Source organism: Campylobacter sp. BCW_6466, assembly GCF_001762835.1.
Taxonomy (GTDB): Bacteria; Campylobacterota; Campylobacteria; order Campylobacterales; family Campylobacteraceae; genus Campylobacter_D; species Campylobacter_D jejuni.
In genome coordinates this window covers 1-15,790 of the sequence record NZ_MJXO01000028.1, presented here as the reverse complement: position 1 = coordinate 15,790, position 15,790 = coordinate 1, and the positions used below count along the sequence as shown (strand labels likewise).

Genomic DNA, 15,790 nt, shown 5'->3' with positions numbered 1-15,790 from the left:
ATGAAAGTTATTAAAAGAAATGGTCGCACAGAAGAATTGGATATTTCTAAGATCAAAAAATGCACCTCTGATGCTGTAAAAGATTTAGAAGGTGTGAATTTAAGCGAACTTGAACTCGATGCAAAGATTCAATTTCGTGATGGAATTTCAACTGAAGAAATTCAAAAAACTTTAATTAAAACTGCAGTAGATAAAATAGATATTGATTGTCCAAATTGGACCTTTGTTGCAGCTAGACTTTTTTTATTTGATTTATATAAAAAAGTTAATGGTATGAATCGCTATAATCATTTGCGTGAGTATTTTGAAAAGGGCGAAAAAGAAGGAAGAATTTTACTTGGTCTTAAAGAAAAATACGATTTAGATGATTTAAATGCTTATATTAAACCTGAACGCGATATGCAATTTACTTATCTTGGTATTAAAACTTTATATGATAGATATTTGATTAAAGATAGTAAAGGTATGCCTATAGAACTTCCTCAACAAATGTTTATGGCCATTGCGATGTTTTTAGCGCAGAATGAATTTAATCCTCAAGAATGGGCGAAGAAATTTTATGATTTAATTTCTAAATTTGAACTCATGCTTGCAACTCCGACTTTATCTAATGCAAGAACAACGCGCCATCAGCTTAGTTCTTGTTATATAGGTTCAACTCCTGATAATATTGAAGGTATTTTTGATTCTTACCAAGAAATGGCTTTGCTTTCCAAATTTGGTGGCGGTATAGGTTGGGATTGGTCTAAAGTGCGTGCTATGGGTGGAAGCATAGATGGACATAAAAACGCTGCAGGAGGGATTATACCTTTCTTGAAAATTACTAATGATATTGCCGTGGCAGTAGATCAACTAGGAACCAGAAAAGGAGCTATAGCCGTTTATATAGAACCTTGGCACATGGATATAAGTGATTTTATTGATTTGCGTAAAAATTCAGGTGAAGAAAGACGCCGTGCTCATGAACTTTTCCCTGCTTTATGGATCAATGATCTTTTTATGAAGAGAGTAAGAGCTAATGATAAATGGACTCTTTTTGATCCTGCAGATACAGCGGATTTGTGTGATTTATATGGCGAGGCTTTTGAAAAACGCTATGAAGAATATGAAAAAGATGAAAGCATTACCAAAGAAATCGTAGAAGCTAAAGAGCTTTGGAAGAAAATTTTGCTAAATTATTTTGAAACAGGCTTGCCATTTTTATGTTTTAAAGATAGTGCTAATAGAGCAAATCCAAATGCTCATGTAGGAATTATTAGAAGTTCAAATTTATGTACTGAAATTTTTCAAAATACCGAGCCAAATTATTATCAAATTAAAGTAGTTTTTGAAAATGGAGATGAGCTTCATTTTGATGAAGAACAAAAGGTCGTAATCGATGGGGGATATGAAAAACCAGCTAAAAAAATCTCAACTTTAGATAGTATTGATGGTAATAAAGTTTATATAGTAGAAAAATATAAAAATGATGGAAAAACAGCCGTTTGTAATCTAGCAAGTATAAATCTTAGCAAAGTATATACCAAAGAAGATATAGAGCGTGTTGTGCCAACGGCTATTCGTATGCTTGATAATGTAATTGATTTAAATTTTTATCCTCATAGAAAAGTAAAAGATACAAATTTAAAATCTCGCGCCATAGGCCTTGGAGTCATGGGTGAGGCACAAATGCTTGCTGAGGCTAAGATTCATTGGGGAAGTGATGAACATTTAAATAAAATCGATGAAATTATGGAGCAAATTAGCTTTGAGGCTATTAATGCGAGTTCAAATTTAGCTCTTGAAAAAGGTTCTTATGAAGATTTTGAAGGATCAAACTGGAGCAAGGGGATTTTTCCTATTGATGTAGCAAGTCCTAAGGCTAAAGCTTTAACTTTAAGAGAAGGTTTATTTGATCAAAGTGAATGCGATTGGGTTAAACTTAGAGAAAAAGTTAAAAAAGATGGTATGAGAAATGGTTATTTGATGGCCATTGCACCTACTTCTTCTATTTCTATCTTGGTAGGCACTACGCAGACTATAGAACCTGTTTATAAAAGAAAGTGGTTTGAACAAAATTTAAGTGGTATGATACCTGTTGTTGTGCCAAATTTAAGTCTTGATACTTGGCAATACTATACTCCAGCCTACGAACTTGATCAAAAAATTCTTGTAAAGGCTGCTGCTGTGCGTGGTAAGTGGATCGATCAAGGGCAGAGTTTAAATATCTTTTTGTCGCTCGATAAAGCAAGTGGGGGATATTTAAATGAAATTTATCAACTCGCTTGGGAGCTTGGAGTAAAATCTACTTATTATTTAAGAAGTGAAAGCCCTGATAGTGAAAAAGTCAATGTTGCAGATCGTAGCATAGAATGTGAAGGTTGCCAATAAATACTAAAACCCAATGAAAAGCATTGGGTTTTAAAAGATTAAGAATTGTAAATTTCTTTATCTAGAGCTTTTAGATTTTTTGCAGTACAAAGTGCCGAAGTCATAGCTCCTGAGACATTGCTTGCTGTTCTTGCCATATCTATAATAGGATCTATGGCTAAAATCAAACTTAGCATGACAAAATTATTACCAAATCCAATCCCTGCTAGCATAATAGAAGCTGCCATAGTTGCGCTTCCAGGCACCCCAGCTATACCCAAGGATCCAATAACAGCTACCAAAACTATCATTAAAGCAAATGTAAAATCAATATGTGTATGTGTAGCAAAAGCTACAAAAACTGCCGCTAAAGCTGGAAAATATCCTGCACAACCATTAAGTCCTGTTGTTGTACCTATAGATGCTACAAAATTAGCTATAGCTGAATTAACTCCAAATTTATTTTGCAAAGTTGAAGTGGTCATAGGCAAAGCGCCTAAAGAGGATCTTGAGCTAAATGCAAATAACCATACAGGAAAGGCTTTTTTTGCATATTTTATAGGGTTTAGCCCTTGTGAAGCAAGAAGTAAAAAATGCACGCCGAACATTATAAACATAGCTATATAAATAAGTATTATAAAAAGTCCAGCTGTTTTGATAGCTTCAAAACCATTGCTTAAAAGCACATTAGCCATCATACAAACTACAGCATAAGGCATAAATCTAATAACTGTAGCAGTCATGTTTATCATAATATTATAAAAGGTTAGGATAAAATTATGAAAACTTTTAAAGGCTTGTTCATACTCTTCTTTTTTAGAAATTTTTTTAGCACTAATTCCTATAAAAAAAGAAAAAATGACAATAGCTATAATATTTTCTTTATTAATAGCTGTAATGATGTTGCTAGGTATTAGCCCTAGTATAATATTTGAAAAAGTTTGAATTTCGCGAATTTGTTTATCTCCTTCATGTATAGCAAAATTACTTCCTAAATCAAAACTATAACCTAAAAATATACCCAAGGTTGCAGCTATGGCTGTGCTAAAGAGTATCCAAAAAAGACTTATTCCAAGCAAGGAGGATATTTTGATATTTTTATCAATTTCTATAATTACTTTTATAATGCAAATGCTTACAAGAGGAACAACTAGCATTTTTATAAAAGCTACAAAAACAGAACTTACAAATGCAAACCAATGTTTTGTTTCACTATACCAAAGAATATTACTTGCTTCTTTAGCATCTGGAAAATTTGCCAAATATTGCAAAGCAAAACCAAACCCCAAACCCATTAAAAGCGCAAATAGCATGCGAAGAGAAAAATTGATTTTTATATCCCGCATTTTTTTTAATGCGTAAAAAACAACGCAAAGCATAGCAAGAGTAGTTATAGTATGAGCTTGTGAAATCATTAGAAAATCTTGAAAAAATTGTTTATCCATAAAAAGTCCTTATAAGAAACTATAATCAAGCACAAGGTATATGAAAATATACTTGCATAAAGCTTGATTTTATAAATGGTAGCATAAAAATATTTTAAATAAGATAAAATTAGTATGATTTATTCTATATCTTTATGTAGGCAATGTTCAAATATAAATTTGTGTTCTTGTGGTAAGGCTTCAAATAAAGCATTTGCTAAATTTCTAATCTCCCAAAGAGCTGATTTTGAACTACGCAAAGATATGAAATTTTGCAAACTTCTTGCATTAATCGTTAGTGTAAGTTCGGTTTTATAACTTTCTGGTAAGCAGTATTTGGCTATATCTAGACTAATGCTTTTTTGTAAAATAGTGCGTAAATTTTCTAAGGCTTTAATACTTGCGTTATCAACCTCTTCATTGCCACAAAGCACAAGATAACGGCTTGCATTTTCAAAATCTCCTGTTTTAAATTCAGCTTCATTGCGAAGTTCTTTTAAGGTATAACGCGTGCTTTTTACACTAGGACTAGTGTGACGGTGTCTTGCAACTTCTTGCAAACAAGCTCTTGAAATTCCTTGTATATAAAAAGTATAGTTTAGATGTTCTAAGGTTGAAGCGTGTTTGAATTTATTACCCACGCGATCGATAAGTTCTTTATCTTTTTCGCCACCGCAATCGCCTTTTTCAAAGCTTTGCCAACAAGTTCTTGTTGCATGAGAACAAATAGATAATGGAGTGTGAAAAAGTAAAGTGATTTGCATGCTTATTCCTTTTTTGATAAAAATATTTTTTATAATTCTTGCATTTTTTACTTAAAATTCTAATGAAATAAAAAGTTTTATCAAGCTATAATTAGATAAAAAAATAAGGCTTATTATCAATGAAACAAACAAAATATATTTTTGTAACAGGCGGAGTTTTAAGTTCTTTGGGTAAAGGGATAGCTGCTGCTTCTATCGCAACACTTTTAAAAAATTCAGGGCTTAAAGTGAGTATTTTAAAAGCTGATCCTTATATCAATGTCGATCCAGGCACCATGAGTCCTTTTGAGCATGGGGAAGTTTTTGTAACTGATGATGGAGCAGAAACGGATCTTGATTTGGGACATTATGAGCGTTTTTTGGATGAGAGTTTATCTCAAGATAATAACTTTACTACAGGACGCGTTTATCAAAGTGTGATTGAAAAAGAAAGGCGTGGAGAATATCTTGGCAAAACCATTCAAGTTATCCCTCATATAGTAGGAGAAATCAAAGATCGCATTAAAAAAGCAGGAGAAGGCAAAGATATACTCATCGTTGAAATAGGCGGAACTGTTGGGGATATAGAAGGCTTGCCTTTTTTAGAAGCTATTCGTGCTTTGCGTTTGGAAGTGGGTAAAAATAATGCTATGAATATTCATCTTACTCTAGTACCGTTTATCAAGGCTACAGGAGAATTAAAAACAAAGCCAACTCAACATAGTGTAGGCGAGTTAAGACGCATAGGCATTAGTCCTGATATGATTATTTGTCGTAGTGAAAAAGCTCTTGATAGAGATTTAAAAGATAAAATTGCTATTTCTTGTGGGGTGGAAAAAAATTGCGTGATAGAAAGTGTTGATGCGGCTAGTATTTATCAAATTCCACTTAATTTTTTAAAGCAAGATATTTTAAGCCCTATTGCTGAAATTTTGGATTTGAAAAATTTAAAACCTAACATGGAAAATTGGGACTCTTTGGTAAAAAGAGTTATAGCTCCAAGCAATGAAGTTAAAATCGCTTTTGTAGGCAAATATGTGGATTTAAAAGAAAGTTATAAAAGCCTTACTGAAGCTATTATACACGCAGGTGCAGCCCTAGATACTAAAGTGGAGTTAAAATGGGTAGATAGTGAAAAACTTGAAAATATGGAAAGTTCTGAAGTATTTAAAGATGTGAGTGGAATTTTGGTTGCTGGGGGATTTGGATATCGTGGTGTAGAAGGTAAGATAAAAGCCATTCAATACGCAAGAGAAAATAAAATTCCTTTTTTAGGAATTTGTTTAGGTATGCAGCTTGCTTTGGTGGAAGTTGCTAGAAATGTATTAAAACTTAAAGATGCAAATTCAAGTGAATTTAATGAAAAATGCCAAAATCCTGTGGTTTATTTGATTGATGAATTTATGGATACAAATGGAGAAAAACAAATTCGTACTGCAAAAACTCCTTTAGGTGGAACTATGCGTTTAGGGGCTTATAAATGTGATATCAAGGAAAAATCCCTTTTGGCTAAGGTTTATAATGAAGTAAAGAGTGTAAAAGAACGCCATCGTCATCGCTATGAAGCAAATCCAAAATATAGAGCAGATTTTGAAAAACACGGTTTGATTGTAAGTGGTGAAAGCAAAGGATTGATTGAAGCAGTTGAGCTTAACTGTCATCCTTTTTTCTTGGCTGTGCAGTTTCATCCAGAATTTACATCAAGACTTGAGCATGTTAATCCTGTGATTTGCAGTTTTATCAAGGCAGCTATAAACTATGAAGATAATTAATAAAAATGAAATTAAAAAAATTTTGGCTTCACGCTTTGAAAAAGATTTGCATACCAAACTTTGTGATCTGCCTTTGCCATGCTGTTTAAAGGATGCATATAAAGCAGCTAATCGCATCAAAGAAGCTGTAGAAAAAAATGAGAAAGTCGCCATAGTAGGAGATTATGATGTTGATGGAATCATTTCTTGTGTTATTATGGCAGAATTTTTCGATGATATAGGTTTTGATTATATAGTAAGAATTCCAAATCGTTTTAAAGATGGATATGGATTAAATGCTGAGATCATCAACGAACTTGATGTAAATTTAATAATAACAGTAGATAATGGAATAGCTGCTCTTGAAGCAGCCAAACTCTGTAAAGAAAAAAATATAGATTTGATTATCACTGATCATCATATGCCTCAAGATGTTTTACCTGATGCTTTTGCCATTATCAATCCAAAGCAAAAAGATTGTGATTTTCCAGAAATTGAAATTTGTGGAGCTCAAGTCGCATGGTATTTGATAGCGGCTTTAAAAGAGGTGTGCAAGCTTAAATATGACATGTGTAAATTTTTAGAACTTTTGGCGATTGCAATTGTTGCAGATATGATGGAACTTAGAGATTTAAATCGTGCTTTAGTAAGGCGTGGCATAGATCATATTAACAAATCTAAAAGGGCTGCTTTTAGGGCTATTAAGCATTATTATCAAAAGGATAAATTTGCTCTTGATAATATAGGATTTTTAATTGCTCCGCTTATAAATAGTGCTGGAAGAATGGATGATGCAAGTATTTCTTATGAATTTTTACACACTAAAGATTTTAATAAAGCTTTAGAATATCTAGAGCAAATTGTTAGTTTTAATGAAAGTCGTAAAGATGAGGAAAAACAGCTTTTTGAAGATAGTTTAAATCAAATCGATGAAAACGATTCTTGTATTGTGGTATCGGGTTTAAATTGGCATGAAGGTGTTTTAGGGATTGTGGCAAGTCGTTTAGCTAAACATTTTAATAAACCTGCTTTTGTATTTTCTCAAAGTGAAGAACACTTAAAAGGTAGTGCAAGAAGTGTTGGCAAGATTGATATTTTGGCTTTAATTTCTAAGACAAATTCTATATTAAGCAATTATGGTGGTCATAAAGGTGCTGCTGGAATCAGTTTAAACTCTGAAAATTTTGAACAATTTAAAAATAAAATCAAAAAAGAATGTTCGCAAATTTCTGAAAGTGAATTTTTGGATACGGATGAAATTTTAGGAATCTTAGAACCTAGCGAAATTGATTTTGAAATGCTTGAAATTTTAGAATCTTTTGAACCTTTTGGACATAAAAATCCACGACCTTTTTTTGTTTTAGAAAATCTTTGTGTAAAAAATAAAAAACTTCTAGGTAAAGATGAAAAACACTTAAAGCTTATTTTAACCAAGGAAAATAAAACCATAGAAGCTTTATTTTTTAATTTTGATAAAGAGCCAGAATTGAATCAAAATATTTCTTTGCTTGGAAGTATTTCTAAGAATGAATTTAGGGGAATGGTAACTCCACAGTTTGTTATTAAAGAAATTTTATAAATTTTATAAAATTTTTATTTATTATTTATTAATATTATATAAGTTTCATTAATGAAACGAATTTTAACAAAATAAGGGGAGAAATGTGAAAAAGTTACTATTATGTGTATTAGTATTTTTATCTATAGGAGCATGTATGGCAGAAGCTAAACCAAAGATTGCTATTTTAGCAACAGGTGGAACTATAGCAGGTTCTATTGATAGTGCTGTTGCTACAACAGGTTATACAGCTGGGGTTGTTGGTATAGATGTTTTAATCAAAGCGGTTCCACAAATTCAAGATTTAGCTAATATTAGTGGGGAACAAATAGCAAATATTGATAGTTCAAATATGCGTGATGAAATTTGGCTAAAGCTTGCTAAAGAAATCAATAAGCTTTTTGCTGAAGGGGTGGATGGTGTGGTTATAACTCATGGTACTGATACCATGGAAGAAACTGCTTATTTTCTAAATTTAACCATTAAAAGTGATAAGCCTGTAGTTTTAGTTGGCGCTATGCGTCCATCAACTGCTATAAGTGCAGATGGGCCAAAAAATCTTTACAATGCTGTAGCATTAGCTGCTGATAAAGAGTCTAAGGGCAAGGGTGTTATGGTAGCTATGAATGATAAAATTTTAAGTGCCAGAGGTGTAGTAAAAACCCATAGTTTAAATGTTGATGCTTTCTCTTCTCCTGATTTTGGGGATTTGGGTTATATAGTAGATGGTAAAGTCTTTTTCTATAATAATGTTACTAAAGCTCATGCAAAAAACGCTCCTTTTGATGTAAGCAAACTCACAAGTTTGCCAAAAGTAGATATTCTTTATAGCTATTCAAATGATGGTAGCGGTGTCGCTGCAAAAGCTCTATTTGAACATGGAACTAAGGGCATAGTTGTTGCAGGAAGTGGTGCAGGAAGTATACATGAAGATCAAAAAAATGTTTTAAAAGAGCTTATAAAAAAAGGACTTGATGTTGTTGTAAGTTCAAGGGTTGTAGCAGGTCGTGTTGCTGTGAGTGATTCAGATGAAAAATTAGGTTTTATTAGTGCTGAAGATTTGAATCCTCAAAAAGCAAGAGTTTTGCTTATGTTAGCGCTTACAAAAACAAGTGATCCTAAAAAAATTCAAGAGTATTTTTTAAAATATTAAAATTTTTTAAATATTTCTAAACTTAGGGAATTTATCTTCCCTAAGTCAAGCCTTTTAATCCTAATAATAGTATATTATATCTTGCATTTTTTATTATCATTAAAATATAGCCCCCATTTTTTAACCCACCAAATACTTATATAAATACTTACACAAATATTTATATTATTTAATCCCCTTTTAAGTTTAATTGGTTATACTTTCATTTCCTTTTTTTGAAAAAAGGACTTAAAATCTTTTAAATTATAAAGTTTCACTAACTGAGTAGATTTTATAAATTAACTTTATTTTAGATTTTTTAAGTTTTTAAATTATTTAAGTTTTTAACTTTCTTAATTTTTTAATTTAAAACTAAAAGCTTTTTTATAAATCTTGTTTTTTAATTTAAAAACTTTTCATTTAAAAATGATTTTTTGTTTTGTTCTTTTAACTTAGTATTGTTATTCAAATCTTATTAGTCAATCTTTGAAATCTAAATAAGTGATCGATTGAGCCAGAAAGATTTAGGCATAAGTAATTATGTAAAATCTATTCAATCTAATTTAAAAAGATTAAAAGCTTTTCTTTTAATCTTTTATAGCTTTTTCTTTGAAGAAAAAGATTAAACTATCTATAAAAGTAATAAGGTTTATCTCTTTAATGTAATCTAAGTAGTTTATCTATATTAGGTTGGCGGGGTAGGCCTTTAGCTTGCTTCTTAGTCAAGGCTTTGCCTTGATGCTAAAGAAGGTTTATTATGGAGAGTTTGATCCTGGCTCAGAGTGAACGCTGGCGGCGTGCCTAATACATGCAAGTCGAACGATGAAGCTTTTAGCTTGCTAGAAGTGGATTAGTGGCGCACGGGTGAGTAAGGTATAGTTAATCTGCCCTACACAAGAGGACAACAGTTGGAAACGACTGCTAATACTCTATACTCCTGCTTAACACAAGTTGAGTAGGGAAAGTTTTTCGGTGTAGGATGAGACTATATAGTATCAGCTAGTTGGTAAGGTAATGGCTTACCAAGGCTATGACGCTTAACTGGTCTGAGAGGATGATCAGTCACACTGGAACTGAGACACGGTCCAGACTCCTACGGGAGGCAGCAGTAGGGAATATTGCGCAATGGGGGAAACCCTGACGCAGCAACGCCGCGTGGAGGATGACACTTTTCGGAGCGTAAACTCCTTTTCTTAGGGAAGAATTCTGACGGTACCTAAGGAATAAGCACCGGCTAACTCCGTGCCAGCAGCCGCGGTAATACGGAGGGTGCAAGCGTTACTCGGAATCACTGGGCGTAAAGGGCGCGTAGGCGGATTATCAAGTCTCTTGTGAAATCTAATGGCTTAACCATTAAACTGCTTGGGAAACTGATAGTCTAGAGTGAGGGAGAGGCAGATGGAATTGGTGGTGTAGGGGTAAAATCCGTAGATATCACCAAGAATACCCATTGCGAAGGCGATCTGCTGGAACTCAACTGACGCTAAGGCGCGAAAGCGTGGGGAGCAAACAGGATTAGATACCCTGGTAGTCCACGCCCTAAACGATGTACACTAGTTGTTGGGATGCTAGTCATCTCAGTAATGCAGCTAACGCATTAAGTGTACCGCCTGGGGAGTACGGTCGCAAGATTAAAACTCAAAGGAATAGACGGGGACCCGCACAAGCGGTGGAGCATGTGGTTTAATTCGAAGATACGCGAAGAACCTTACCTGGGCTTGATATCCTAAGAACCTTATAGAGATATGAGGGTGCTAGCTTGCTAGAACTTAGAGACAGGTGCTGCACGGCTGTCGTCAGCTCGTGTCGTGAGATGTTGGGTTAAGTCCCGCAACGAGCGCAACCCACGTATTTAGTTGCTAACGGTTCGGCCGAGCACTCTAAATAGACTGCCTTCGTAAGGAGGAGGAAGGTGTGGACGACGTCAAGTCATCATGGCCCTTATGCCCAGGGCGACACACGTGCTACAATGGCATATACAATGAGACGCAATACCGCGAGGTGGAGCAAATCTATAAAATATGTCCCAGTTCGGATTGTTCTCTGCAACTCGAGAGCATGAAGCCGGAATCGCTAGTAATCGTAGATCAGCCATGCTACGGTGAATACGTTCCCGGGTCTTGTACTCACCGCCCGTCACACCATGGGAGTTGATTTCACTCGAAGCCGGAATACTAAACTAGTTACCGTCCACAGTGGAATCAGCGACTGGGGTGAAGTCGTAACAAGGTAACCGTAGGAGAACCTGCGGTTGGATCACCTCCTTTCTAGAGTACAAAGTAATAAGTCTCACCACTATTACTTCAATATATAAACTCAATTGATTCTTGTTTAGATTTCAAAGATTGATGATAAAGCTAATTGTTTATGGGGAATTAGCTCAGCTGGGAGAGCGCCTGCTTTGCACGCAGGAGGTCAGCGGTTCGATCCCGCTATTCTCCACCATTTATTAAGGGCCTATAGCTCAGCTGGTTAGAGTGCACCCCTGATAAGGGTGAGGTCACAAGTTCAAGTCTTGTTAGGCCCACCATAAAAAAGATTTGAATAAAAAAGCTTTAAAATCTAAAGCAAGTATATAAAGTAGATTAAATATAAAATATAAACTCTATACTTAGATTTATTTTTTTATCTTTAACTATAAAAGAATATACTTTAATAGATATAAATAGCATATACATTATGTATTTATATTTATAATGATTATATTAATATATATACTTCCTTTAGGTTTTAAACCTAAATGTTCTTTTTAATTATCATTGTTAAGAGTCACAAGCAAGTTTTAATAAAAACAATTTTACAGGACTTGTTAAAGGATAAAACCTATTTATCTTTTCTTTGGTTTAACTTATATCTTTTAATTATCTTTATCTTTAAAATAAAGAGAATATTAGATTTAAGATTTATAAATTAAAGACAAGTTTCAAACTCACAGCTTAGTTAAGACTAAATCATTTAGTTTCTATATTAAGGTTTGAATGCTTTCCGTCTTAAGATAAAGAAGTCTTATCATAAAAACTTTAACAAGGAAGTGATGCGTTTTAGAATCAATAAAAAAGGTAGAAGTTAGGTTATATCTAACTTTTATGCAAATTGTTTTTTTAGTGATTAAGAATTGAAGCTTTATCTACATTAATTTTTTAATGAATGTTTAGTTTATTTCGTTTTAAGCCTAATATCTTTTAGGTTGGCGGGGTAGGCCTTTAGCTTTGGTTCTTTAAGATGAGCTTTGCTCATCTGCTAAAAGAACATCAAAAGGTAAGCTACTAAGAGCGAATGGTGGATGCCTTGACTGGTAAAGGCGATGAAGGACGTACTAGACTGCGATAAGCTACGGGGAGCTGTCAAGAAGCTTTGATCCGTAGATTTCCGAATGGGGCAACCCAATGTATAGAGATATACATTACCTATATAGGAGCGAACGAGGGGAATTGAAACATCTTAGTACCCTCAGGAAAAGAAATCAATAGAGATTGCGTCAGTAGCGGCGAGCGAAAGCGCAAGAGGGCAAACCCAGTGCTTGCACTGGGGGTTGTAGGACTGCAATGTGCAAGAGCTGAGTTTAGCAGAACATTCTGGAAAGTATAGCCATAGAGGGTGATAGTCCCGTATGCGAAAAACAAAGCTTAGCTAGCAGTATCCTGAGTAGGGCGGGACACGAGGAATCCTGTCTGAATCTGGGTCGACCACGATCCAACCCTAAATACTAATACCAGATCGATAGTGCACAAGTACCGTGAGGGAAAGGTGAAAAGAACTGAGGTGATCAGAGTGAAATAGAACCTGAAACCATTTGCTTACAATCATTCAGAGCACTATGTAGCAATACAGTGTGATGGACTGCCTTTTGCATAATGAGCCTGCGAGTTGTGGTGTCTGGCAAGGTTAAGCAAACGCGAAGCCGTAGCGAAAGCGAGTCTGAATAGGGCGCTTAGTCAGATGCTGCAGACCCGAAACGAAGTGATCTATCCATGAGCAAGTTGAAGCTAGTGTAAGAACTAGTGGAGGACTGAACCCATAGGCGTTGAAAAGCCCCGGGATGACTTGTGGATAGGGGTGAAAGGCCAATCAAACTTCGTGATAGCTGGTTCTCTCCGAAATATATTTAGGTATAGCGTTGTGTCGTAATATAAGGGGGTAGAGCACTGAATGGGCTAGGGCATACACCAATGTACCAAACCCTATCAAACTCCGAATACCTTATATGTAATCACAGCAGTCAGGCGGCGAGTGATAAAATCCGTCGTCAAGAGGGAAACAACCCAGACTACCAGCTAAGGTCCCTAAATCTTACTTAAGTGGAAAACGATGTGAAGTTACTTAAACAACCAGGAGGTTGGCTTAGAAGCAGCCATCCTTTAAAGAAAGCGTAATAGCTCACTGGTCTAGTGATTTTGCGCGGAAAATATAACGGGGCTAAAGTAAGTACCGAAGCTGTAGACTTGCACACAACTTAGATTATTTAAGTTGAGAATATAAAAAACTAAGTTATATGTTTTAAGTTATATTTTTACTGATTTTTATAGAGTAAAGATAGAAATAAAACTTAGTAAAATCAATAAAAATATTCTTAGGCTAAAGTTAAGTAGTTTAAGTTGTGTGCAAGTGGTAGGAGAGCGTTCTATTTGCGTCGAAGGTATACCGGTAAGGAGTGCTGGAGCGAATAGAAGTGAGCATGCAGGCATGAGTAGCGATAATTAATGTGAGAATCATTAACGCCGTAAACCCAAGGTTTCCTACGCGATGCTCGTCATCGTAGGGTTAGTCGGGTCCTAAGTCGAGTCCGAAAGGGGTAGACGATGGCAAATTGGTTAATATTCCAATACCAACATTAGTGTGCGATGGAAGGACGCTTAGGGCTAAGGGGGCTAGCGGATGGAAGTGCTAGTCTAAGGTTGTAGGAGCTTATACAGGCAAATCCGTATAAGAACACTCCGAGAACTGAAAGGCTTTTTGAAGTCTTCGGATGGATAGAAGAACCCCTGATGCCGTCGAGCCAAGAAAAGTTTCTAAGTTTAGCTAATGTTGCCCGTACCGTAAACCGACACAGGTGGGTGGGATGAGTATTCTAAGGCGCGTGGAAGAACTCTCTTTAAGGAACTCTGCAAAATAGCACCGTATCTTCGGTATAAGGTGTGGTTAGCTTTGTATTAGGATTTACTCCGAAAGCAAGGAAACTTACAACAAAGAGTCCCTCCCGACTGTTTACCAAAAACACAGCACTCTGCTAACTCGTAAGAGGATGTATAGGGTGTGACGCCTGCCCGGTGCTCGAAGGTTAATTGATGGGGTTAGCATTAGCGAAGCTCTTGATCGAAGCCCGAGTAAACGGCGGCCGTAACTATAACGGTCCTAAGGTAGCGAAATTCCTTGTCGGTTAAATACCGACCTGCATGAATGGCGTAACGAGATGGGAGCTGTCTCAAAGAGGGATCCAGTGAAATTGTAGTGGAGGTGAAAATTCCTCCTACCCGCGGCAAGACGGAAAGACCCCGTGGACCTTTACTACAGCTTGACACTGCTACTTGGATAAGAATGTGCAGGATAGGTGGGAGGCTTTGAGTATATGACGCCAGTTGTATATGAGCCATTGTTGAGATACCACTCTTTCTTATTTGGGTAGCTAACCAGCTTGAGTTATCCTCAAGTGGGACAATGTCTGGTGGGTAGTTTGACTGGGGCGGTCGCCTCCCAAATAATAACGGAGGCTTACAAAGGTTGGCTCAGAACGGTTGGAAATCGTTCGTAGAGTATAAAGGTATAAGCCAGCTTAACTGCAAGACATACAAGTCAAGCAGAGACGAAAGTCGGTCTTAGTGATCCGGTGGTTCTGTGTGGAAGGGCCATCGCTCAAAGGATAAAAGGTACCCCGGGGATAACAGGCTGATCTCCCCCAAGAGCTCACATCGACGGGGAGGTTTGGCACCTCGATGTCGGCTCATCGCATCCTGGGGCTGGAGCAGGTCCCAAGGGTATGGCTGTTCGCCATTTAAAGCGGTACGCGAGCTGGGTTCAGAACGTCGTGAGACAGTTCGGTCCCTATCTGCCGTGGGCGTAAGAAGATTGAAGAGATTTGACCCTAGTACGAGAGGACCGGGTTGAACAAACCACTGGTGTAGCTGTTGTTCTGCCAAGAGCATCGCAGCGTAGCTAAGTTTGGAAAGGATAAACGCTGAAAGCATCTAAGCGTGAAGCCAACTCTAAGATGAATCTTCTCTAAGCTCTCTAGAAGACTACTAGTTTGATAGGCTGGGTGTGTAATGGATGAAAGTCCTTTAGCTGACCAGTACTAATAGAGCGTTTGGCTTATCTTTAATAAAGCATCACTTCCTTGTTAAGGTTTTTATAAAGCTTTGAATGTTTTATATGAAATATTTATATAAACATTATGTTTTTAAGCTAATAAAATCTTTCAAGTAGAGTTTGTATTAGAACTTGCTCTTAACATTGTTTTTTAAGTATTCTATATAAAAACTTATCAAAGATAAAAGATAAGTAAAGAAGAAAGAAAAACAAAAGAAGAAAGAGAATAAAGAAAAAAGTAAAGAAATGAAAGATTAAGCTTTATTTTTTAAATTCAATCTTTCAAAGAATATTTAAATAACAATGTCCGTGATTATACAGATGTGGAAACGCCTTGCTCCATCCCGAACCAAGAAGCTAAGCACATCGTGGGTGATGATACTACGCCTTACTGGCAGGGGGAAAGTAGCTCATTGCGGACTTGTTAAATATCTTCATTACTTACTTTATATATAAATCCTATGTTTATTTTTATTGTTGTTTTAGATGATGCTTAGAATTGTGTTTAAAAAAGAGTTTGTTGCTGGTTA

Annotated in this window: 6 protein-coding genes, 2 tRNA genes and 3 rRNA genes; 9 read left to right on the top strand and 2 right to left on the bottom strand. The window is 35.7% G+C overall.

The features are described 5' to 3' along the window. Window positions 1-2,370 (top strand): ribonucleoside-diphosphate reductase subunit alpha, encoded by a 2,370-nt coding sequence (locus tag AJ887_RS02505; RefSeq protein WP_002860869.1) that lies wholly within the window; start codon window positions 1-3, stop codon window positions 2,368-2,370. A 38-nt stretch (window positions 2,371-2,408) separates the two neighbouring features. Here the strand turns inward: AJ887_RS02505 and AJ887_RS02500 are convergent, their stop codons facing one another. After that, window positions 2,409-3,794: a cation:dicarboxylate symporter family transporter gene (locus AJ887_RS02500; RefSeq protein WP_044778560.1), complete on the bottom strand. Its 1,386-nt coding sequence runs from the start codon at window positions 3,792-3,794 to the stop codon at window positions 2,409-2,411. 119 nt (window positions 3,795-3,913) lie between these two features. Continuing rightward, window positions 3,914-4,537, bottom strand: coding sequence for an FAD-dependent thymidylate synthase (gene thyX / locus AJ887_RS02495; protein ID WP_044778558.1), 624 nt, complete (start codon window positions 4,535-4,537; stop codon window positions 3,914-3,916). Window positions 4,538-4,656: 119 nt separating this feature from the next. On the opposite strand from thyX, the gene AJ887_RS02490 reads away from it, so the two are divergent. The 8 genes from AJ887_RS02490 to rrf all read left to right on the top strand — a co-directional run bounded on the left by AJ887_RS02490 (window position 4,657) and on the right by rrf (window position 15,682). Beyond that, window positions 4,657-6,288, top strand: coding sequence for a CTP synthase (locus tag AJ887_RS02490; protein WP_044778556.1), 1,632 nt, complete (start codon window positions 4,657-4,659; stop codon window positions 6,286-6,288). Then, window positions 6,275-7,846 carry a single-stranded-DNA-specific exonuclease RecJ gene (gene recJ, locus AJ887_RS02485; RefSeq protein ID WP_044778554.1) on the top strand — a complete coding sequence of 524 codons (1,572 nt, stop codon included), beginning with the start codon at window positions 6,275-6,277 and terminating at the stop codon, window positions 7,844-7,846. The genes AJ887_RS02490 and recJ overlap by 14 nt, the downstream gene beginning before the upstream one ends. Window positions 7,847-7,931: 85 nt before the next feature. Then, window positions 7,932-8,978, top strand: a complete 1,047-nt coding sequence (locus AJ887_RS02480) for a type II asparaginase (RefSeq protein WP_079860885.1) — start codon at window positions 7,932-7,934, stop codon at window positions 8,976-8,978. A gap of 733 nt (window positions 8,979-9,711) precedes the next feature. Beyond that, window positions 9,712-11,224, top strand: a 16S ribosomal RNA gene (locus AJ887_RS02475). Between the two features lie 102 nt (window positions 11,225-11,326). Continuing rightward, window positions 11,327-11,402, top strand: a tRNA-Ala gene (locus AJ887_RS02470). 8 nt (window positions 11,403-11,410) lie between these two features. Continuing rightward, a tRNA-Ile gene (locus AJ887_RS02465) sits at window positions 11,411-11,487 on the top strand. A 726-nt stretch (window positions 11,488-12,213) separates the two neighbouring features. Beyond that, window positions 12,214-15,271, top strand: a 23S ribosomal RNA gene (locus AJ887_RS02460). A gap of 294 nt (window positions 15,272-15,565) precedes the next feature. Continuing rightward, window positions 15,566-15,682 (top strand): 5S ribosomal RNA (rrf, locus tag AJ887_RS02455). Together the 16S, 23S and 5S rRNA genes with 2 tRNA genes alongside form the textbook arrangement of a ribosomal RNA operon. Window positions 15,683-15,790 lie beyond the last annotated feature (108 nt).